Origin of the sequence: Xenorhabdus mauleonii (genome assembly GCF_900113945.1) — a bacterium.
GTDB lineage: Bacteria > Pseudomonadota > Gammaproteobacteria > Enterobacterales > Enterobacteriaceae > Xenorhabdus > Xenorhabdus mauleonii.
The window spans coordinates 23,718-44,957 of record NZ_FORG01000016.1 but is presented as its reverse complement, the minus strand read 5'-3'; the positions used below and the strand labels follow the sequence as shown (position 1 = coordinate 44,957).

Sequence of the window (21,240 nt, the reverse complement as noted above, 5' to 3'; positions counted from 1 at the left end):
GGTTATTGCGCCTTTTTATCGAAATAAGAAATTAAAATGACGTACTGGATTAATGGTAATCAGTGCGATCGCATAGCGGTAAGCGATCGGGCTGTACAATTTGGTGATGGCTGTTTCACTACAATAAGAGTGGAACAAGAACAGCCAGCTTTGTTGTCTTTGCATATCAAACGCCTGCAAAAAGGTGTTGAAAAGTTGTTTATGCCAGAATTTGATTGGCTGCAACTTGAGAGCCAAATTAAACAAGCAGTAAAGGGATGTGAATCAGGCGTTTTAAAGGTGATTCTTTCCAGAGGGGAAGGGGGCAGAGGCTATGGTACGGATGGTGCAGTTGCACCTACTCACATTTTATCGTTGAATCCATATCCAGAACAGTATATTACTCAACGCCAGAAAGGTATTTCACTGGTTCTTAGCCCTGTTTCACTGGGCATTAATCCTTATTTGGCAGGCATTAAACACCTGAATCGTCTGGAACAAATTTTAATCAAACGGTTCATTGAAACATCGAAAGCTGATGATGCATTAGTGCTTGATAGCGATGGACTATTGGTTGAATGCAGCGCTGCTAATATTTTCTGGAGAAAAGGCAAAAATATTTATACTCCTGAACTCACTCAATGTGGTGTTGAAGGGGTGATGCGCCAGAAAATAATCGAATTATTATCGAAAAGTGATTATAACTTGTCATGTGTCATGCGTTACCCTGAAGCGTTGGCTCATGCTGACGAGGTGATTATCTGCAATTCCTTGATGCCAGTACTCCCAATCAATCAAATACAAGCACATAAGAATCAGCCTCAGTGGCAATATCAATCAAGAGAATTGTATGAGTATTTATTACCCGGCTGCTTAGAGATTTAGCGTTTTTACTGCTCAAACGGTTGGTCTAGCTAACGCTTAAAGTATCGGCTATTGGTATTCGTCATTGAAGTACATATAAAAGTGATTACGAATGAAATTTAAAAAGCATATTCTCATTCTACCTGGTTTGATTATTGTGATCGCACTGATCATCTTTTTCTCTTTTATGAAAAAAATAGAAAATTTTGCTGATCAAAAGATTAATCTCAATCAAGATCTCATATTTACTGTGCCGGCGGGAACTGGGCGTACAGGTTTAGAAGCCCTGCTGATTAAACATAAATTAATTGAAGATAATCAGTTAATGCCGTGGTTATTCCGTGTCGAACCTGAGTTGATGAAATTCAAGGCGGGAACTTACCGTTTGCAGAAAGGGATGTCTCTGCGAGCTATTTTGCAATTATTTGCCAGTGGTAAAGAAATGCAATTTGCTATCCGTTTCGTTGAAGGAAGCAACCTCTCTGATTGGTCAAAAATATTACAGAATGCACCATACTTAAAGCATGTTGTGGAAAATAAAACACCGCAAGAGTTGACAGATGCCTTGGGCATGAAAGCGGGGGAGTCTCTGGAAGGGTGGTTTTATCCAGACACATATATGTACACCGCTGGTACGAGTGATATGGAATTACTCAAGCGAGCCCACAATAAAATGCAAACAGTGCTGGATCAGGAGTGGAAATCACGCGAGAAAAATCTGCCGTATAAGAACGCACATGAAATGTTGATCATGGCTTCCATCATTGAAAAAGAGACGGCAATTGAATCTGAGCGTACTAAAGTTGCATCTGTTTTCATCAATCGATTACGGTTAAAAATGAGATTGCAAACTGATCCTACAGTTATTTATGGTCTTGGAGATAAATATACGGGGACGATTTTTCGCAGCAACCTGACCACATTTACTCCGTACAATACTTATATGATTGATGGGTTACCTCCAACGCCGATTGCTATGCCGGGCCTAGCTTCAATCAAGGCTGCGGCACATCCCGCCGTAACTGAATACTTATATTTTGTTGCGAATGGCAATGGCGGTCATACATTCACTACTAATTTGGTTGCGCACAATAAGGCAGTAACCCTTTACCGTCAGAGGTTAAAGCAGGATAAATGAACAGCAAATTTATTGTAATTGAAGGGCTTGAAGGTGCGGGCAAGACGACTGCAATCAAAACAGTTGTTGAAACATTGAAGCAGTATGGCATTTCTGATCTTATTTTTACTCGTGAGCCGGGCGGGACGCCATTGGCAGAAAAGTTACGTGAGTTGATTAAACAAGGTATTGAAGGTGAACTACTGACAGATAAAGCAGAAGTATTGATGTTATATGCTGCCAGAGTTCAATTGGTTGAAAATGTTATCAAGCCTGCTCTGGCAAAGGGAACTTGGGTTGTAGGTGATCGCCATGATCTTTCGTCCCAGGCCTATCAGGGAGGAGGACGTGGCATTGACCAGAACCTGATGACATCATTGCGTGACGCTGCATTGGGGGATTTTTGCCCAGATTTAACTATCTATCTTGATTTACCTCCAGAGGTAGGACTAAAACGCGCCCGTGAGCGGGGTGAGTTAGATCGCATTGAAAAAGAATCTTTAGATTTCTTCAACCGTACTCGGGCAAAGTATCTTGAGTTTGTGATGTCTGATGACAGAATCAAAAAGGTTGATGCAACTCAATCACTGGAAGAAGTACAGGCGGATATTCGCCATATCTTGCTACAGTGGCTACAACAACAGGAAACACCGGCATGAATTGGTATCCGTGGCTCAATCATGCGTATCGCCAGTTAGTTGAATCCCATCAACAGGGGCGTGGGCATCACGCTATTTTACTGCATGCTCATGAAGGAACAGGTGCGAAAGCATTATCATACGGATTGAGCCGCTGGCTGATGTGTCAGAATAAACAGGGTATGAAAAGCTGTGGCGAATGCCATGGCTGCCACTTGATGCTGGCCGGTACCCATTCTGACTGGCATGTTCTTGCCCCCGAAAAGGGAAAGCATATCATTGGGGTGGATGCTGTCCGCCATATCAGCGAAAGACTCTATGAATACTCTCAGCAAGGTGGGGCCAAAATTGTCTGGGTTCCATCGGCAGAGTCCTTAACTGATGCTGCATCCAACGCTTTATTGAAAACGTTGGAAGAGCCGCCTAAAAACACGTATTTCTTATTGCAATGCCAACATCCCGCAAATTTGCTGGCAACCATGCGGAGTCGTTGTTTCTACTATTTTCTCCCTGTACCAGAAACGTCCATCGGGCTTTATTGGCTGCAAAACAAGCTGCCTAATGTAGCACCTTCAGATGCGTTGACCGCATTAAAGTTGTCACAAGGGGCACCATTGGCGGCGGAACAATTGCTCCAGACTGAAAAATGGCAGCAGAGAAATGCGCTTTGTCAGGCAATTGCCCAGGCTTTGCATAAATGTGATACCCTGTCGCTTTTGCCATTGTTGAATCGTGATGATGCACCACAATTTTTGTTTTGGTTGATAAGCCTATTGTCCGATGCAGTGAAATGGCGGCAGCAGGCGCAGAACTACTGCGTTAATCAAGATCAACAGGCCTTAATTCAGCACCTTGCTTTTTCACAAAATGTGGAAACATTATTAAGTACAGTTGATGATTGGGTACTTTGTCGTCATCAATTGCTGTCTGTGGTGGGCATCAACCGGGAATTATTGCTGACAGAACACTTACTCAAATGGGAAAAGCAACTTTGTTCCATACCGTCACCCCTTTAGATACGAGCATATTATGTTTTTAGTTGATTCACATTGTCACCTCGATTGCCTTGATTATGAAACACAGCACAAAAATGTTGATGAAGTTGTAGCAAAAGCTGCAGAGCGGGATGTGAAATATATGCTGGCAGTGGCAACAACATTGCCTGGCTTTCAGCAGATGAAGAATCTGATCGGCAAACGAGAAAATGTCGCGTATTCCTGTGGTATTCATCCATTAAATTTGGATGAAGGTTACGATTTTGAAGAATTGGCCCGATTGGCTGCCGATAAAGAAGTCATCGCAATGGGGGAAACGGGGCTCGATTATTATTACCAGAAAGATAATGCAGAACTCCAACGCACTTCATTCCGCAAACACATACAAATTGGTCGTGAATTAAATAAGCCTGTGATCGTGCATACCCGTGAAGCCAGAGACGATACGTTGATGGTTTTGCGAGAAGAAAATGTGCAAGATTGCGGTGGTGTTTTGCACTGTTTCACAGAAGATAAAGAAACCGCCAGCGCCTTGTTGGATTTGGGTTTTTATATTTCTTTTTCTGGTATCGTTACTTTCCGTAACGCGGAACAGATCCGTGAAGCCGCCAGATTTGTACCACTCGATCGAATCTTGGTAGAAACTGACTCGCCTTATCTGGCTCCAGTTCCTCATCGTGGCAAACAAAATCAGCCTGCCTATGTACGAGATGTCGCTGAATATATGGCCGTCTTGAAAGGTGTTAGCATTGATGAATTGGCTGAAGTAACTACAAAAAACTTTTGTGAATTGTTTCATGTTGATCTTACTGAAAAATAAGTGATAAAAGGAGAATTTAGATGGCAGAAGAAACTATTTTTAGTAAAATTATTCGTCGAGAAATTCCGGCTGATATTATCTATCAGGACGATTTGGTAACCGCATTTCGTGATATTTCTCCTCAAGCACCGACACATATTTTGATTATCCCTAACGTATTGATCCCGACAGTTAACGATGTGACTGCGGATCATGAACTGGCATTGGGGCGTTTATTTACCGTCGCAGCAAAAATCGCACAGGATGAAGGTATCGCAGAAGATGGCTATCGTTTAATTATGAACTGTAACCGTCATTCAGGGCAGGAAGTATTCCATATCCATATGCATATGGTTGGCGGGCGTCCATTGGGGCCACTGTTAGCAAAATAATCGTTTTAGTTATATATCCTATAGATTTCGAGTTGCGCTGAGGTGACAAGGGAGTGGCAAATTCGTCGGAAACGAATTTGCCCAGCCAAAAGCAGGTTTTTGGTGAAAGACGGGAGCCTTGCATTAATCCCCTCAAAAGCAGAAGTCACTGTATTTTTATAAAACGGTGACTGAAATGAATGAGTGCAGCCAATAACTCGGCGGCTTGAACGCTGCAACTTGAAAGACAGTGGGTATAAACGGATATAAGTACCAATAAAAGTTAGCGATGTAACCGGAGTAGATTAATGAAAAGAGTTCTCTTTGTTATATTATCAGCGATGCTGCTGGCAAGTTGTGTATTCCACGAATCACAACAGCCTGCTCCTGTTACACCAGCCCAACCAGAGAAAAAACAGGAACCACCTCCGATAGAGCCATCGGAAAAAGTTCCTCAGCCTCCCAAAATCCAATCTACTAATTGGAATGATATTGTTCAGCCATTGATTGAAAAGATGGCTAAAGCCAATGGCGTGGGCGGCGGGAAACTGCTGTTGGTTGATTCTGTGAAAAACAATACCAACAGTTCATTGCGAACGCTGAAAGCAACAGAAGCGATTACTGATGCCATTAACCGAAAACAGGTTTTCCGGGTAGTCTCCAAATCTCAGGTCTATGCGGCTCGACAAGCACTCAGGTTATCATCGGAGGATAGTCTGGGGTTGCGGAGTAAGTCTATCGGTTTGGCTCGTTATTTGAACGCTGATTATGTGCTTTACTCCACGGTTTCTAATCACAATGGCCAGCGTAATATAGAGATGCAGTTGATGCTGGTTAAAACGGGCGAAATACTGTGGTCAGGTCGTGGTGACGTTAACTGACGATAACATTTTGCAGAATAATTCTTTGCTGAGAATGTTATGCCGGCAATGGCCTGATATTCCGGCAGAGTCTTGGGAAATTAAGCCATTAACGGGGCTGACACAAGGCAGTTACTATATTACGAATGGTGTGCACCAGATGATTGGGCGTGCACAAACATCACAGAATCGAACACTTGGGGTAAATCGTCTGCGGGAAAATCAAATATTACGCAGATTGTCCACGAGCGGTATTGCCCCTAAAGTTGTCGCTATGAACGAACGCTGGCTATTGCTGGAGTGGGTTACGGGGACAAAAGTAACACCCGCAGCATTGAGTCGGCCAGCGCTGTTGCAGTCGTTGGCTCAGGCAATTTCTATCCTGCATCGGCGTCCTCCCTTGGGATATCCTCTCAAGTTCAAACAACAAATTGCGTCTCAATGGCAGCAAATTGACCGGAAACGTCTGTCTCCCGGCTGGCTACGCTTACATAAATTTTTTATGGCGGCCAAAATGCCCACCGCTTTAAAAATCGCGCCTGCCCATATGGATATTCATCCTGATAATCTGCTGATCACCGACAAAGGGATCAAATTGATTGATTGGGAATATGCCGCTGATGTCGATATTGGTTTGTCATTGGCTGTTCTGTTTAGCGGAAATCAATGGGATGAGATACAGCAACACACTTTTTTGAATTATTATTGTATTCAGGCATCAGGCTATTCAGATATCCAGCGGTTACAACAGCAGATTAAACGATGGAAGCCATGGGTTAACTATATGATGCTGATGTGGTACGAAGTACGCTGGCAACAGACAAGAGAGCAGCAATTTTTATCATTGGTGGATCCTCTGCGCCACAATTTTAAACTTTAACCTCATGTAATAAGTTTAAAACAGGTGTGATGTACTGGCGGGTTTTAACTGATTATTAGTCAAAAGTGACGACCAATAAACAACCAATAAAGAGAAATAATGAGGAAAGCTATGGGACCAGTAATGTTAGATGTTGTTGGTTATGAATTGGATAGTGAAGAACGCGAAATTCTGCAACATCCATTAGTGGGCGGCTTAATTCTGTTTACCCGCAACTTCCATGATACAAAACAATTACGTGAATTGGTTCGCCAAATCCGTGAGGCGTCCCATAACCGCCTGGTCATTGCGGTTGATCAGGAAGGAGGGCGTGTCCAGCGTTTCCACGAAGGCTTTACTCGTTTACCAGCAGCACAATCTTTTGCCTGTATGAATGACAATCTTATGGGGGCTTATTTGGCTGAAGAATCTGGTTGGCTGATGGCTTCAGAAATGATTGCGATGGACATTGATATCAGTTTTGCGCCAGTACTGGACTTGGGGCACAAGTGCACGGCCATTGGTGAACGTTCGTTTCATGAAGAGCCTGAACCTGCGATGGCGATGGCTGAAAAATTTATTAAGGGCATGCATTCTGCGGGAATGCGATCAACGGGTAAACATTTTCCCGGACATGGTGCCGTAACAGCCGATTCCCATAAAGAGACGCCAAGGGATAACCGTTCAATGGATGACATCAATTGCCATGATATGGTGATATTTCGTGATTTTATCCAACGTAATTTGCTGGATGCAATTATGCCTGCCCATGTTATTTATCCTCAAATTGATCATCGTCCTGCCAGTGGTTCTCCATATTGGCTGAAATCCGTTCTGCGTGGTCAATTGGGCTTTGAAGGCGTCATTTTTTCTGATGACTTGTCCATGGAAGGCGCGGCTGTTATGGGGAGCTATCCTGATCGTGCGAAAGCCTCATTAGATGCAGGTTGTGACATGATTTTGGTGTGCAATAATCGAGAAGGCGCGGTCAGTGTGCTGGATAATCTGCCGATTATCAATTCAGAGAAAGTTTCGCGGTTGTATCATCAAGGAAAACAGTTTAGCCTAGAGGAACTGCATAAATCTGAACGTTGGCAGCAAGCGCACAAGGCATTGCATGATTTATGCGATAAGTGGTTAAGATGTGAATAGTTTTTAAATAATTTGTTCTTTTCACCATAAAATCAGGAATAGGGATGTGATTGATAACCCTATTCCTTTTTTACTCTGAATGCCCTTTCTTAAGTCTTCCTTGAGCCCTGACGATAGGGCTTGGTTGAGCCGAAAAATTTCCAATTCACATCGTATTAACATTGTAAAGATGAATCAGTAATAAATATGATTGATATCCAACTAATTGAAAATTTGAATGCAAAATTTGTGATTGATGTCTAATTAGTCAAAAGAATTTGATTGCGGCTATTTTTGGTATGACCAACTGACCAGCCATGATATTCTGAGGATATTTTCCGTATGAAATTTGTCTAGCCTGATGTTATTTAAGAACGTTATTCAACATTTTTGACTTAAAAAAACGTGTTTGACTTCTTACATAACATTAGTTGTATTTTCAGTGGGGTAGTCATGACAACGCCAAAGACAAGAATTGTCATCATTGGTGGGGGCGCTGGTGGTTTAGAGCTGGCAACGCGTTTGGGGCATAAATTAGGGCGTAAGCAGAAAGCCGAAATTACTTTGGTGGATCGCAATAACAGCCACTTATGGAAGCCATTATTACATGAAGTAGCGACGGGTTCTCTGGATGATGGTGTGGATGCATTGAGTTATTTAGCGCATGCCAGTAACCATTATTTCAATTTCCAGCTGGGTACACTCACGAATATTGATCGTGAGGCAAAGAAAATTACTTTGGCTGAAATCCGTGATGAAGGCAGCGATTTGTTGGTTCCAGAGCGTGAGCTGACTTACGACATTCTTGTCATGGCATTGGGCAGCCAATCAAATGATTTTGGTACGGCTGGCGTGAAAGACAATTGTATTTTCCTTGATAATCCGCAGCAGGCGCATCGCTTCCATAACGAGATGCTAAATCTATTCCTGAAATATTCTGCAAATCAATGTGCAGAAGAAAAGGTGAATATTGCGATTGTTGGCGGCGGCGCAACAGGCGTGGAATTGTCAGCAGAACTGTACAATGCCGTGAAACAGTTCAACAGTTATGGTTTTGAAAGCCTGAATTCAGATGTCTTGAATGTGACTTTGGTTGAAGCTGGGGAGCGTATCCTGCCAGCATTGCCTACGCGCATTTCCAGCGCCGCTCATCAGGAATTGACCAAGCTGGGTGTTAAGGTATTAACCAAGACTATGGTGACCAGCGCTGACGAGCACGGCCTGAATACTAAAGATGGTGAACAGATCAAAGCCTCTCTGATGGTTTGGGCGGCAGGGATCAAAGCGCCTGACTTCATGAAAGACATTGGTGGGTTGGAAACGAACCGAATCAATCAACTGGTCGTGAAGCCAACGTTGCAGACTACGCATGACAGCCATATTTTTGCTATCGGGGATTGTGCATCATGCCCGAAAAAAGAGGGCGGTTTTGTTCCTCCTAGAGCTCAGTCTGCTCACCAGATGGCAAGCCGTTGTTACGATAATATTTTGGCATTGCTGAATGAAAAGCCATTGAAAGAATATGTTTATAAAGATCATGGTTCATTAGTTTCATTATCTAAGTTCAGCACAGTTGGCAGCCTGATGGGGAACTTGATGCGTGGCTCAATGATGATAGAAGGCCGTATCGCACGCATCGTTTATATTTCGTTGTACCGCATGCATCAGGTGGCTTTGCATGGGTATATTAAAACTGGCCTGATGATGTTAGTTGGTGGAATTAACCGTGTTATTCGCCCACGATTGAAATTACATTAACTAATTGAAAACTCGGCAGGTAAATTGAGCTGAGATACTGATTTGAAAAATGGCCCGTCCGAATTTAATTAATTCAGGCGGGCCATTTTTTTACGCGTTATATTTATTATTATACATATCATAATAATTCTTCTCTAAATTTACCGAACTTGTTTATTATAATGAATAAAGTTTTATTTATATTCCATAAAGCCATTGCATCGAATTAACTAATTATTGTTATATGTGAGTTTATTTTAAATAATGGAGATATTCTTATATTTATATGATACAAAGGGAAAATTTAGATAATTTTACTGTGGAATATCCTTTAAGAAAGTGCAGTAATTTATTTATGCACTTAACTAATCGTTGTAATAAAGTGAGTTTTAGTTAGCTTACTGTAGTATCGCAATTTTACTTGAGCTGTTAGGATTAGAAAGGATTCCACTAAGATATTTTATTTGTTATTTCAAATCAGTTTCGTAGACAGATAAATCCGAGGGAATAAACACACGCAAATCCTACTGGAATAAATTATATTTTTTATAAAATTGGATTATTGGAATAGGACTTTTCTTAAATAATAAATTAAACGCATTTTTAGTTCTTTTTATACACCGAAAGAGTTGCTTAATAAAATGCGTATAAAATTATTAATATATCAAGGTGCTATGTGGTTAAACTAAATATAAGACAGTACTTACTTGGTTTCATAATTACTATTGCTGCCATTGGTGTTGCAACGTATTGTTTTAAGCCCCCGTTTCCCAATGTTGCGAAAGTAGTATCTTCGGAACCGATACGAGCATCTATTACCGTTCACCAATCCTATTGCCATATCGCCGTATTCCCCATTCCAGCTACGGTAAAAGATTTGCCGGGAAATAGTCTGGTTGCCCGCGAATACCAGATATTAACTCTGCTTGATTACTTAAAAGTAAAGAAAGAATATCCCGCTTTATCTCATTCAGCACTGGAACATTGCATACCAGTTCATTTTGAGCAAGTCAGTATCATTGGATATGATATCAATTATGAGATCGGTGAAAAAGGTGGCGGCAAGGTCAGAATGCCCTATGAACCGGGGAGCTCAATCCCTTTAAATGAGAAAGGGCAATTAATTATTAACGCACCGCTGGAATAATCATTTTCTCTGCCCAATGGCCAAAGATAGCGTACATGATTGCGCTATCTTTGCACGTAATTCACATGAAACGACTTTGGTGAATTGCGTTGGCGTGATAGCGCAATCTTAAAATTAACCCTTAATCTTTCTATCCATTTTCTGAGCCATTTTCCTGTCCACTGTTCATTCCCATTTTCCACTGAGCGAAAGCCAGTGATTGTTGCCGGAACCTATTGGGCTCACAGTGAATGTTTAGCGAAAGACTCCAATAATTGCTGGATGAAAGAAACACGGGCCGCCCGTTCGGTCAATTCGGTAATGAATTTTAGTTTCGATGGGCCATCAAGACGATAAACATTGGGTTGTGTCTGCAATAATCCGATCAAATAGTTAGGGTCAACTTTATTGTCATGACTAAATTCGATGAAACCACCTTTTTCGTGTGCTTCAATCCGTTTAATGCCCAAGCTATGTGCTGCCAGACGAATAGACGCGGATTGCAGCAACTGCCGACCCGGATCAGGGAGCAAGCCAAACCGGTCTATGAGCTCGACCTTAAGCTCTTCCAGTTCATTATCATCCCGCGCACTGGCGATACGTTTATAGAAAGACAGACGCATATTAACATCGGGAATATAGTCATCAGGAAGTAAGACAGGCATGCGCAATTCTATATCTGTCTGACTACTGCTTAAATCTTCAAGTGAAGGTTCACGGCCTTCCTTGAGTGCGTTAACGGCGCTTTCCAATAATTCCATATAAAGCGTGAAACCGATGCTGGCCATTTGCCCACTTTGATCTTCACCCAGTAACTCACCGGCTCCCCTGATTTCCAAATCATGGGTAGCCAACGCAAAACCGGCTCCTAAATCTTCAAGGGATGCAATGGCTTCTAGCCGCTTTTGTGCATCACTGGTCATGGCTTTTGGATGAGGGGTCAATAAATAGGCGTAGGCTTGATGATGCGAGCGCCCAACCCGTCCCCGCAATTGATGCAATTGAGCCAAGCCGAAATGATCAGCACGCTCAATAATGATGGTATTGGCGCTGGGAATATCAATCCCTGTCTCAATAATCGTGGTACAAACCAGAACATTAAAACGCTGGTGGTGGAAATCCGTCATGACGCGTTCCAGATCACGCTCACGCATTTGTCCATGACCAACAACAATTCTGGCTTCCGGTACTAACTCTTCAAGGCGGATTTTGGCCTTTTCAATATTTTCGACATCGTTATACAGATAGTACACCTGCCCGCCACGCAAAATTTCACGCAGAATGGATTCGCGAATGATCAGGTTGTCATACTCCCGCACGAAAGTTTTTACTGCCAAACGACGGGCCGGAGGTGTTGCAATAATGGACAGATCACGCATTCCGCTCATTGCCATGTTGAGGGTGCGGGGAATCGGGGTTGCGGTCAAAGTCAGAACATCAACATCCGCACGGATGGCTTTAATACGCTCTTTATGGCGGACACCAAAGCGGTGTTCCTCATCGACAATCAACAAGCCAAGATCTTTCCAGCGCAGATCACTTTGCAGGAGCTTGTGAGTGCCGATGATAATATCGACTTTTCCTTCCGCTGCCATATCAATGACTTGCTGTTGCTCTTTCGCACTGCGAAAACGTGACATCACTTCAATGTGTACCGGCCAATTGGCAAAGCGATCGCGGAAATTATCATAATGCTGCTGCGCCAATAAGGTCGTTGGCACTAACACGGCAACCTGCTTGTTATTGGTGATGGCAAGAAATGCAGCGCGCATTGCGACTTCTGTTTTCCCGAAACCGACATCACCACATACCAGCCGATCCATGGCAATGGGTTGGCACATGTCATTGATAACCGCATTGATGGCTTGTTCTTGATCTGGAGTGGTATCGAATGGGAAGTTTTGGCAGAACAGTTGATATTGTTCGCGATCATTGGTGAAGGCAAAACCCGATTTGACAGCTCGTTGCGCGTAAACATCCAATAATTCAGCCGCCACATCACACACTTTTTCTGCGGCTTTCTGGCGAGCCTTGCTCCATGCTTCTCCCCCCAGCTTGTGCAAGGGCGCGCTCTCTTCAGCGCCACCGGCATAACGGCTGATTAAATGAAGGGAGGATACAGGTACATAGAGTTTGTCTTCCCCGGAGTAGGTCAGAATAAGATATTCAGCTTTGATTCCACCGGCTTCCAGCGTGGTTAACCCTTGATAGCGCCCGACTCCGTGTTCAAGGTGCACAACAGGCTGACCATGCCGTAATTCAGCAAGATTGCGGATTAACGTATCGGTATTTATCGTGCGTCGATTATCTTGGCGGCGACGGCTAACCCGCTCACCGAGCATGTCGCTTTCACAGATAAGTGCGAGTTGATTTTCTTCGTCAACAAAACCGTGTTCTGCTGCACCAATCATCAAAAAGTGACCAGATTGATTGGCTTCTGACAATTGATTGATTTTTGTCGGGCTGACCTTGATTCGCGACAGCAACTCCTGTACGGATTCCCGGCGGCCTTCGCTTTCCACTGAAAAGATAATCTTGCCGCTGAACTGTTCCATGAAGCGACGTAATTTATCTAATGGCGCTTTATGTTGGGCTGCAATCGATAAATCAGGCAGAGATTGATAGGCAAGGTTGGTATTTCCTGTCTTTTGAGCAAGGGCTTCGTTGCTTATCTGAATGCGAGGCCAGTTTTTCAAGGCTGAAAATAGCTTATTGACGGGCAACCAAATTTTTTCAGGAGAAAGCAGCGGACGCATGGGATCAACCTTGCGGCTTTCAAAGCGTTGTTCTGTATCTTGCCAGAAACGCTCTGCTGCATTGATTAAATCTTGTGTAATAACCAGCGTATTTTCAGGTAAATAATCGAAGAGGGAAGGCAAGGGTTGTTCAAAAAACAACGGTTGCCAATATTCGATTCCAGCAGGCAACATTTTTTTGCTGACTTGCTGGTAAATATGTTCAGCATCACGGCGAACTTCAAACTGTTCACGCCACTGGCTGCGAAACAGCTCAATCGCTTCCTTATCAGTCGGAAACTCATGGGCTGGCAATAAACTGATTTTTTCTACCTCTGTCAGCGTTCGTTGAGTATCGACGTCAAAAATGCGCAGGCTATCTATTTCATCGTCAAAAAAGTCAATGCGGTAAGGGTGTTCGCTTCCCATGGGGAATAGGTCGAACAAAGCCCCACGCGTGGCAAACTCACCATGTTCAAGCACTTGCTCAACGCTGCGATAGCCCGCTTGTTCTAACTCTGCCCGTAATTTATCGCGGGAAAGCTGTTGCCCTTTATGCATGACCAAGGCATGCCCTTTAAGATAACCGTGTGGGCAGACAAGTTGCATTAACGTATTGACGGGAAGGATCAACGCACCTTTCGTCATAAAGGGTAAGTGGTACAGTGTAGACAGGCGATTGGAAATGATTTCTTGATGGGGAGAAAAACTATCGTAAGGCAGTGTTTCCCAATCTGACATCATATTTATTGGGGCATGGGTGAATTGTTGGATTTCATCACGCAATCGCAGGGCGTTCTGCATATCCTTTGTCACCAGCAGTATTGGCCCTGAGTGACGTTCAATGATTTCTGCACATTCAACGGCACTGGCCGCACCCGTTAAATGACCTAAGTGGCGGATATCACCACGGCGTTCAGGAAGTTGATAACGATATTTTGCTGACATAAGCGTTTGATGTGTTCTCTAAGATTCAGTTCATTCCCAACACATTTTTGACCCAGTAGCTTTATACCCGTCGTGTTTCAAATAGTCTCTTTGTTGGCTGTACTTGTTCACTTCGGCCACATAGTTATCTATGCTTCCGAGGATCACTCCCTTGCCGACTCGATGCACTTTAAAATCCATAGGGTATACAATAAATACGCTGGCAGGTTGAGATAAAGTAAAAAAAACCACATAACCGGGATATGGGTGGTTCCATAAAGTATTGCTACCCTTTATTATCCCTGAACACTTTGCTTTGGCAACAGGGGCGTACAGATTTCATGTTTCAATCTGTCTCATTATTTATAGGATTGCGCTATATGCGCGGGCGAGCGGTCGACAAGTTTGGCCGTTTTGTTTCATGGCTATCAGCAATTGGCATCACGCTGGGTGTGGCGGCATTGATCACCGTTTTGTCAGTGATGAACGGCTTTGAACGCACATTGGAAGGAAGTATTTTGGGTTTTATGCCCCAGGCAATCATTACATCGGAACAGGGTTCTATTAATCCCACTGAACATCCGAGTAGTGAACTTTCGGGTTTAAAAGGTGTTAACCGTATTACCCCTTTGGTACAGGGAGATGTGGTGCTACAAAGTCCCCGCAATGTTGGTGTCGGCGTTATGCTGGGGATTACACCTGATGAATATTCACCTTTGGCGGAACATATAGACGATGGTGATCGCAGTCAGCTGCAAGCCGGACGTTATTTTGTCATTTTGGGAGAAAAGCTGGCGATAAAATTGGGGGTTAAACGTGGTGATCAAATTCGCGTTATTGTACCCAGCGCCAGTCAATTAACGCCAATGGGCAGAATTCCCAGCCAGAGGCTATTTACTGTCGCAGGTACGTTTTATGCTAACAGTGAGGTTGATGACACAGAAATGCTGGTCAATCAGCAAGATGCATCACGTTTGCTGCGTTATCCCATCGGGGATATTACCGGATGGCGTTTGTATCTAGACAAACCACTGTCAGTTGATGAACTGAGCCAGCAAAAACTACCGGATGGGTTAATTTGGAAAGATTGGCGTGAGCGTAAAGGTGAATTTTTCCAGGCGGTGCGCATGGAGAAAAATATGATGGGTCTGTTATTGAGCCTCATTATCGCCGTCGCCGCTTTTAATATCATTACTTCACTTTCTTTGCTTGTGATGGAAAAACAAGGTGAAATCGCCATCTTGCAGACTCAAGGGCTGACCCGTCGCCAGATAATGGCAATCTTTATGTTACAAGGCGCAGGGGCGGGCATTATCGGTGCTCTGTTGGGAACAGGGCTGGGAATACTGCTTTCCAGCCAGTTGAACAATTTGATGCCGGTGATTGGTCTGTTGACTGAAGGGATCAAACTCCCTGTTGCACTTGATCCTATGCAAGTAGTGGTTATTGCGGTCAGTGCCATGCTGATATCTTTGCTTTCGACTTTATATCCATCCTGGCGCGCGGCTGCCGTCCAACCTGCTGAGGCTCTACGTTATGAGTAACCAACCCTTATTGCTGTGTCATCATCTGTGTAAAAAATATCAGGAAGGAAATGTTTCCACAGAGGTGTTGAAAAATGTCACTTTTTCTATGCAGCAAGGAGAAATGATGGCAATCGTCGGCAGCTCCGGATCGGGTAAAAGTACGTTATTGCATTTGCTTGGAGGGTTGGATTCTCCCACGGCTGGTGAAGTGATTTTCAAGGGGCAGTCCTTGAATCATATGTCTTCTTCTGTGCGTGCAGAACTACGGAATAACGAAATTGGTTTTATTTACCAGTTTCACCACCTCTTGCCGGATTTTAATGCGTTGGAAAATGTTGCCATGCCGCTATTTATTGGTGGAAAAAAACGTCAGTTGGCTAAACAAAAGGCACTGGACATGTTGGCGGCCGTCGGGCTGGAAAAGCGGGCGCATCACCGACCGTCTGAATTGTCTGGAGGAGAGCGCCAGCGTGTTGCAATTGCCCGGGCATTGGTAAATGAGCCTTCTCTGGTATTGGCGGATGAACCCACAGGCAACCTTGACCAGCGTAATGCTGAGAGTGTGTTCCAGCTCTTGCAAGAATTGAATCAACGGCAAGGTACAGCATTTTTGGTGGTGACCCATGATCTGGCTTTAGCCAATCGCCTGACCCGTCAGGTAGAAATGCGTGATGGTTATCTACAGGATGAATTAACCCTGACGGGGGAGATGTAATGGCAAATCTGCCTCTTGCATTATTTACCGCATTACGATTCAGCAGAGGTCGCCGCCGTTCAGGGATGGTTTCCTTGATTTCTGTTATTTCAACTCTGGGCATTATGCTGGGTGTTGCGGTACTGATTATCGGCCTGAGCGCAATGAACGGGTTCGAACGTGAGTTGAATAACCGGATACTTTCTGTTGTGCCTCACGGGCAAATTTATGCGGTAGAGCAACCTTTTCAGGATTGGAAGCCTGCACTGGAACAGGTAAAGCACACTCCGGGAATTGCCGGGGCATCCCCCTATGTTGAATTTACCGGCTTGATGGAACGCGGGGAAAAGCTCCATGCCGTACAGGTACGTGGGGTGGATTTGGCGACAGAGACAGAAGTCAGCTCCTTGCCTCAATTTGTGAGCCGCGGGGCGTGGAACCACTTCAGCGCGGGGAAAAATCAGGTCATTTTGGGGCAGGGCGTCGCCAATTCTCTGCATGTCAAACAAGGGGATTGGCTGACTGTCATGATCCCCAATAGCGATCCAAGTTTAAAACTTTTGCAGCCCAAGCGCATTCGCTTACAAGTCTCGGGTGTTTTCCAGTTAAGTGGCATGCTGGATCATAGTCTGGCTCTGGTACCTTTATCTGATGCCCAGCAATATCTGGATTACGGTAATGCCATCACAGGTATTGCCATTAAGGCAGATAATGTCTTTGCGGCAGATCAGCGGGTTTTGGCTGCGGGTAAAGCAACAGGGAGGTATGTGTATATCAGCACGTGGATAAAAGACTATGGCTATATGTATAACGACATCCAGATGGTACGAAGCATCATGTATCTGGCCATGATCTTGGTTATTGGCGTCGCTTGTTTCAACATTATTTCAACCTTGATTATGGCGGTGAAAGATAAAAGCAGCGATATCGCGATCCTGCGTACTTTGGGTGCCAAAGATGCCCATGTCAGAGCGATCTTTTTGTGGTATGGCTCAATTGCGGGGATGATTGGCAGCGGTATTGGCGCCGTCGTTGGCGTTTTCATATCATTAAATTTGACGCCTATGATTAAAGGACTGGAAAAGTTGATCGGGCATCAATTCCTGTCAGGAGATGTCTATTTCATTGATTTCCTGCCCTCGGAATTGCATGCAATGGATGTCTTTTATGTTCTGCTGACAGCGTTGATATTAAGCCTGTTGGCCAGTTGGTATCCGGCTCGTCGGGCCAGCAAACTTGATCCAGCACGAATTTTGAGTGGTCAATAATAAGTCAAGGTATCAACTTACCTCGAAGCAAGTTATTGTATAATTTTGTCTTAGTAAGAAAATCAGCACAAAAAATACGCTTAAGTCGTATTTTCAGATAATGCACTTGGAAAGTAGAGCATATAATCATTTAATAATGACATGACAAGGAAATGGTGACATGCGGGTTCGTTATCGGCACGGTAAATTTTACCGGATTAAACGGTTACGGCGTCAGCGATTACATCGACAAAACTTTTACAGGGATATTCGATTGGCAAATAAAATAGAAAAACCCTATGTGGTGGTGCTGACTGGGGCAGGGATCTCTGCCGAATCAGGCATTCAAACATTTCGCGCTTCTGACGGCCTGTGGGAAGAACATCGGGTGGAAGATGTTGCCACACCGGAAGGCTTCCAGAAGGATCCTGATATGGTTCAGGCATTCTACAATGCACGTCGGGAGCAGCTTCAACAATTGGAAATTAAACCCAATGCCGCACATTATGCTTTGGCAGAACTTGAGCAGCTTCTTGGCGATCGTTTTCTGTTGGTGACACAAAATATTGATAATCTGCATGAACGTGCAGGCAGCCGCCGTGTGTTGCATATGCATGGTGAATTGCTGAAAGTTCGTTGTTGTCAGTCCGGCCAAGTGATCGAGTGGACAAGTGAATTAACGATGGATGATCGTTGCCATTGCTGCCAGTTTCCCTCCTATTTGCGCCCTCATGTTGTATGGTTTGGGGAAATGCCATTAGGCATGGAACAAATTTATTCTGCTTTGGCGGAAGCTGATATTTTTATTGCGATTGGCACGTCAGGCCATGTTTATCCTGCGGCTGGTTTCGTGCATGAAGCGAAATTGTCTGGGGCACATACTGTTGAATTGAATCTGGAGCCAAGCCAGGTTGAAAATCTGTTTGATGAAAAACATTATGGTCATGCCAGCAAAGTTGTCACTGGATATGTACAAACCTTAATTCAGCAGATGAAGGCAGATAAAAGCTGATTTGACGCAAGATTTGCTCTATCCATCTTCTCCATAATAAACCCACGTGATTTAGGGAGGAGAAGATGGATAGATTATTAGAGCGTTTTTTTAACTATATTGCATTTAATACTCAATCAAAACCATCCGCTAAAACCATTCCCAGCAGTAACGGCCAACTGAAACTTGGTAAAGAGTTATACGATGAACTGATTCAACTTGGTTTTTCTGATGTTACCCTTGATGAACAAGGGTATGTTATGGCAACCGTACCATCAAATGTTGCTTGGCCTGTACCTGTTATTGGCTTCATTTCACATCTTGATACCTCACCTGATTTTTCCGGCAAACATGTTAATCCCCAAATTCTGGAGAATTACCGTGGGGGAGATATTGCATTGGGAATGGGGGATGAAGTGTTATCGCCGGTCATGTTTCCTGTATTGCATGATTTGTTGGGCAAGACATTGATAACGACTGACGGGAAAACGTTGCTGGGTGCTGATAATAAAGCGGGGATCGCTGAAATCATCACAGCAATGGTGCGGTTGAAACAACAAGATATTCCACATGGCGATATACGCATTGCTTTCACACCCGATGAAGAAATTGGTTCCGGAGGGCACTATTTAGACATTGCAGCATTTGGTGCTGAATGGGCCTATACCGTTGATGGCGGGGGAGTGGGGGAACTGGAGTTTGAAAACTTTAACGCTGCATCAGTGGTTATTAAAATTATAGGCAACATGGTTCATACCGGGAGCGCCAAAGGGGTGATGGTCAATGCATTATCTTTGGCAATGCAGATCCATCATGCGCTGCCTTCTGAAGAAACGCCGGAAAAAACAGAAGGGTATGAAGGTTTCTATCACTTGGAGAGTATCAAGGGCACGGTGGAACGTGCGGAAATGCACTATCTCATTCGAGATTTTGACAGTACGGATTTTGAAAAACGGAAAGAAACGTTGTTTACTATCGCTGAAAAAATCGGAAAAGATCTACACCCAGATTGCTATATTGAGCTGACAATGGATGATAGCTACTACAATATGCACAGTGAAATAATTAAACATCCACACGTTATTGATATAGCCAAACAGGCCATGCTGGATTGTGGTATTGAGCCGATAATTCAGCCAATTCGTGGCGGTACAGATGGGGCGCAGCTTTCTTATCGCGGCCTGCCATGCCCGAATATTTTCACCGGCGGGTACAATTACCACAGTAAGCATGAATTCATTTCGCTGGAAGGCATGGAACAGGCAGTGAATGTTATTATGCGAATTGCTGAATTGACAGCGAAGCATGAGCACGGTGTTTTACCGGATTAACGTCAGATTAATCCCATCATAAAGGGGAGCTGCATAGCTCCCCTTTATTGGATTGGTAACGATTGTCATGGGTAACGATGAATGAAAATCAATCGTTGAAATACCAATAACCACTATTAACCAAAGCAGTCAGCAGGCTGACGAACCGAACATCGTCGATGGCATCACCCAACAGCTCTGCGTTGACCTTGCTATACTGGCAAAGCGCATCCGCAGCGTGGAGGTGGGGAGTCTCCATCAATTCACCATTAACGAAGCATTGATCACCGACACGCAGAACACGCAATCCACTCAGCCGATTTAATTCTTCACCTTGTTTCAGCAATTCATAGATTTCATCACTTTCATAAGGTGGTTCAGGTTGAGCAAGATCCAGCTCATGGCGTGATTGGGAGATAAACTCACCAAACCAATTCTGGAATGTCTCAGGTTGATCCAGCAACTCAAGCATCATTGAACGCAGAGTAGCCAGTTCGTCGGTTTGGATTAAAGCTGGATTCTCACGTAATGCCAGTTTAGGGTCGCTGTAGCGATGACTGCCTAATTCGTTTGCCAGTATGTAATCAGCAAATCCACTGAATAATTCACGCGCATTGGGAGCTCGGAACCCCACTGAATAGTTCAGGGAATCCTCAATGGCATAGCCTTCATGTGGAAAGCCTGGTGGAATGTAAAGAATATCGCCCGGTAGCATTTCTTCATCAATGATGGCTTCAAACGGTTCTACCTGCAATAAATCAGGATGCGGGCAATGTTGTTTCATGGGGATTTTCTCGCCCACACGCCAACGTCGACGGCCCTTTCCTTGAATGATAAAGACGTCATATTGGTCAAGATGAGGGCCAACACCGCCGCCCGGTACAGAAAAAGAGACCATCAGATCATCCATGCGCCAATCAGACAGTACCCGGAATGGTTTCATCAATGCAGAGGAAGGAAGATGCCAGTGATCAACGGCTTGTACAAGCAATGACCAGTCTTTTGTGTCTAAATGGTCGTAATCTTCGAATGGTCCATGGGAAACTTCCCAACGGCCATTTTTCTGGCTGACCAAGCGACTATCGATTTCATTTTCCATCGCCAATCCCGCCAACTCATCAGGAGAAAGGGGATCAATAAACTGATGGAAACCTTGTTTAATCAGCAACGGTCGTTTTTGCCAATGATTTTGCAAAAACGCCTGCCAGTCCAGATTTAGCTGATAATCCATGATGACATCCTGAAGTGAGAAGTGAATTTCGGGCTATTATAACGAATAGTCAACGACGATATCAGACTTGGTGTCAATATTTCTCGACTCTGTCAGAAATTGC

The 21,240-nt window shown here is 44.0% G+C and carries 18 protein-coding genes; 16 read left to right on the top strand and 2 right to left on the bottom strand.

From position 1 onward, the window contains the following. Positions 1 to 36 precede the first annotated feature (36 nt). The 11 genes from pabC (at position 37) to umoD (ending at position 10,497) form a co-directional block, all read left to right on the top strand. On the top strand, positions 37 to 864 hold the full coding sequence (gene pabC / locus BM100_RS14855; RefSeq protein ID WP_092512303.1) for an aminodeoxychorismate lyase: 828 nt from the start codon (positions 37 to 39) through the stop codon (positions 862 to 864). Between the two features lie 91 nt (positions 865 to 955). After that, positions 956 to 1,981 (top strand): endolytic transglycosylase MltG, encoded by a 1,026-nt coding sequence (gene mltG, locus BM100_RS14850; protein ID WP_092512301.1) that lies wholly within the window; start codon positions 956 to 958, stop codon positions 1,979 to 1,981. Further along, positions 1,978 to 2,619 (top strand): dTMP kinase, encoded by a 642-nt coding sequence (tmk, locus tag BM100_RS14845; protein WP_092512299.1) that lies wholly within the window; start codon positions 1,978 to 1,980, stop codon positions 2,617 to 2,619. The genes mltG and tmk overlap by 4 nt, the downstream gene beginning before the upstream one ends. Next, the gene (gene holB / locus BM100_RS14840) at positions 2,616 to 3,614 is read left to right on the top strand and encodes a DNA polymerase III subunit delta' (protein WP_092512297.1); all 999 of its coding nucleotides are present in this window, start codon (positions 2,616 to 2,618) and stop codon (positions 3,612 to 3,614) included. The genes tmk and holB overlap by 4 nt, the downstream gene beginning before the upstream one ends. A 13-nt stretch (positions 3,615 to 3,627) precedes the next feature. Further along, positions 3,628 to 4,413 carry a metal-dependent hydrolase gene (locus tag BM100_RS14835; protein WP_092512295.1) on the top strand — a complete coding sequence of 262 codons (786 nt, stop codon included), beginning with the start codon at positions 3,628 to 3,630 and terminating at the stop codon, positions 4,411 to 4,413. A gap of 20 nt (positions 4,414 to 4,433) precedes the next feature. Continuing rightward, the gene (hinT, locus tag BM100_RS14830) at positions 4,434 to 4,784 is read left to right on the top strand and encodes a purine nucleoside phosphoramidase (protein WP_092512293.1); all 351 of its coding nucleotides are present in this window, start codon (positions 4,434 to 4,436) and stop codon (positions 4,782 to 4,784) included. A gap of 287 nt (positions 4,785 to 5,071) precedes the next feature. Further along, positions 5,072 to 5,644: a penicillin-binding protein activator LpoB gene (lpoB, locus tag BM100_RS14825; protein WP_092512291.1), complete on the top strand. Its 573-nt coding sequence runs from the start codon at positions 5,072 to 5,074 to the stop codon at positions 5,642 to 5,644. Beyond that, positions 5,628 to 6,503, top strand: a complete 876-nt coding sequence (thiK, locus tag BM100_RS14820) for a thiamine kinase (RefSeq protein ID WP_244590535.1) — start codon at positions 5,628 to 5,630, stop codon at positions 6,501 to 6,503. Before lpoB ends, thiK begins: the two co-directional genes overlap by 17 nt. 111 nt (positions 6,504 to 6,614) lie before the next feature. Then, entirely contained in the window at positions 6,615 to 7,634 is a 1,020-nt protein-coding gene (gene nagZ / locus BM100_RS14815) for a beta-N-acetylhexosaminidase (RefSeq protein WP_092512289.1), read from the top strand. Between the two features lie 432 nt (positions 7,635 to 8,066). Next, positions 8,067 to 9,371 carry an NAD(P)/FAD-dependent oxidoreductase gene (locus BM100_RS14810; protein WP_092512287.1) on the top strand — a complete coding sequence of 435 codons (1,305 nt, stop codon included), beginning with the start codon at positions 8,067 to 8,069 and terminating at the stop codon, positions 9,369 to 9,371. Between the two features lie 655 nt (positions 9,372 to 10,026). Then, entirely contained in the window at positions 10,027 to 10,497 is a 471-nt protein-coding gene (gene umoD / locus BM100_RS14805) for a UmoD family flagellar biogenesis regulator (RefSeq protein ID WP_092512285.1), read from the top strand. A gap of 221 nt (positions 10,498 to 10,718) precedes the next feature. Here the strand turns inward: umoD and mfd are convergent, their stop codons facing one another. Further along, entirely contained in the window at positions 10,719 to 14,159 is a 3,441-nt protein-coding gene (gene mfd, locus BM100_RS14800; protein ID WP_092512284.1) for a transcription-repair coupling factor, read from the bottom strand. Positions 14,160 to 14,479: 320 nt separating this feature from the next. Here mfd and lolC point away from each other — a divergent pair, with 320 nt between their 5' ends. From lolC to pepT, 5 genes are all read left to right on the top strand, one after another. Beyond that, a complete protein-coding gene (lolC, locus tag BM100_RS14790) occupies positions 14,480 to 15,682 on the top strand; it encodes a lipoprotein-releasing ABC transporter permease subunit LolC (RefSeq protein WP_092512408.1) in 1,203 nt (400 codons plus the stop codon). Further along, positions 15,675 to 16,379, top strand: a complete 705-nt coding sequence (gene lolD / locus BM100_RS14785) for a lipoprotein-releasing ABC transporter ATP-binding protein LolD (RefSeq protein WP_092512280.1) — start codon at positions 15,675 to 15,677, stop codon at positions 16,377 to 16,379. Before lolC ends, lolD begins: the two co-directional genes overlap by 8 nt. After that, entirely contained in the window at positions 16,379 to 17,626 is a 1,248-nt protein-coding gene (gene lolE, locus BM100_RS14780) for a lipoprotein-releasing ABC transporter permease subunit LolE (RefSeq protein ID WP_092512278.1), read from the top strand. Before lolD ends, lolE begins: the two co-directional genes overlap by 1 nt. A 160-nt stretch (positions 17,627 to 17,786) precedes the next feature. After that, positions 17,787 to 18,617 (top strand): Sir2 family NAD+-dependent deacetylase, encoded by an 831-nt coding sequence (gene cobB, locus BM100_RS14775; RefSeq protein WP_092512276.1) that lies wholly within the window; start codon positions 17,787 to 17,789, stop codon positions 18,615 to 18,617. Between the two features lie 65 nt (positions 18,618 to 18,682). Next, a complete protein-coding gene (pepT, locus tag BM100_RS14770) occupies positions 18,683 to 19,927 on the top strand; it encodes a peptidase T (protein ID WP_092512274.1) in 1,245 nt (414 codons plus the stop codon). A gap of 88 nt (positions 19,928 to 20,015) precedes the next feature. Here the strand turns inward: pepT and BM100_RS14765 are convergent, their stop codons facing one another. Then, positions 20,016 to 21,137: a ribosomal protein uL16 3-hydroxylase gene (locus BM100_RS14765; protein WP_092512272.1), complete on the bottom strand. Its 1,122-nt coding sequence runs from the start codon at positions 21,135 to 21,137 to the stop codon at positions 20,016 to 20,018. Positions 21,138 to 21,240: the final 103 nt, after the last annotated feature.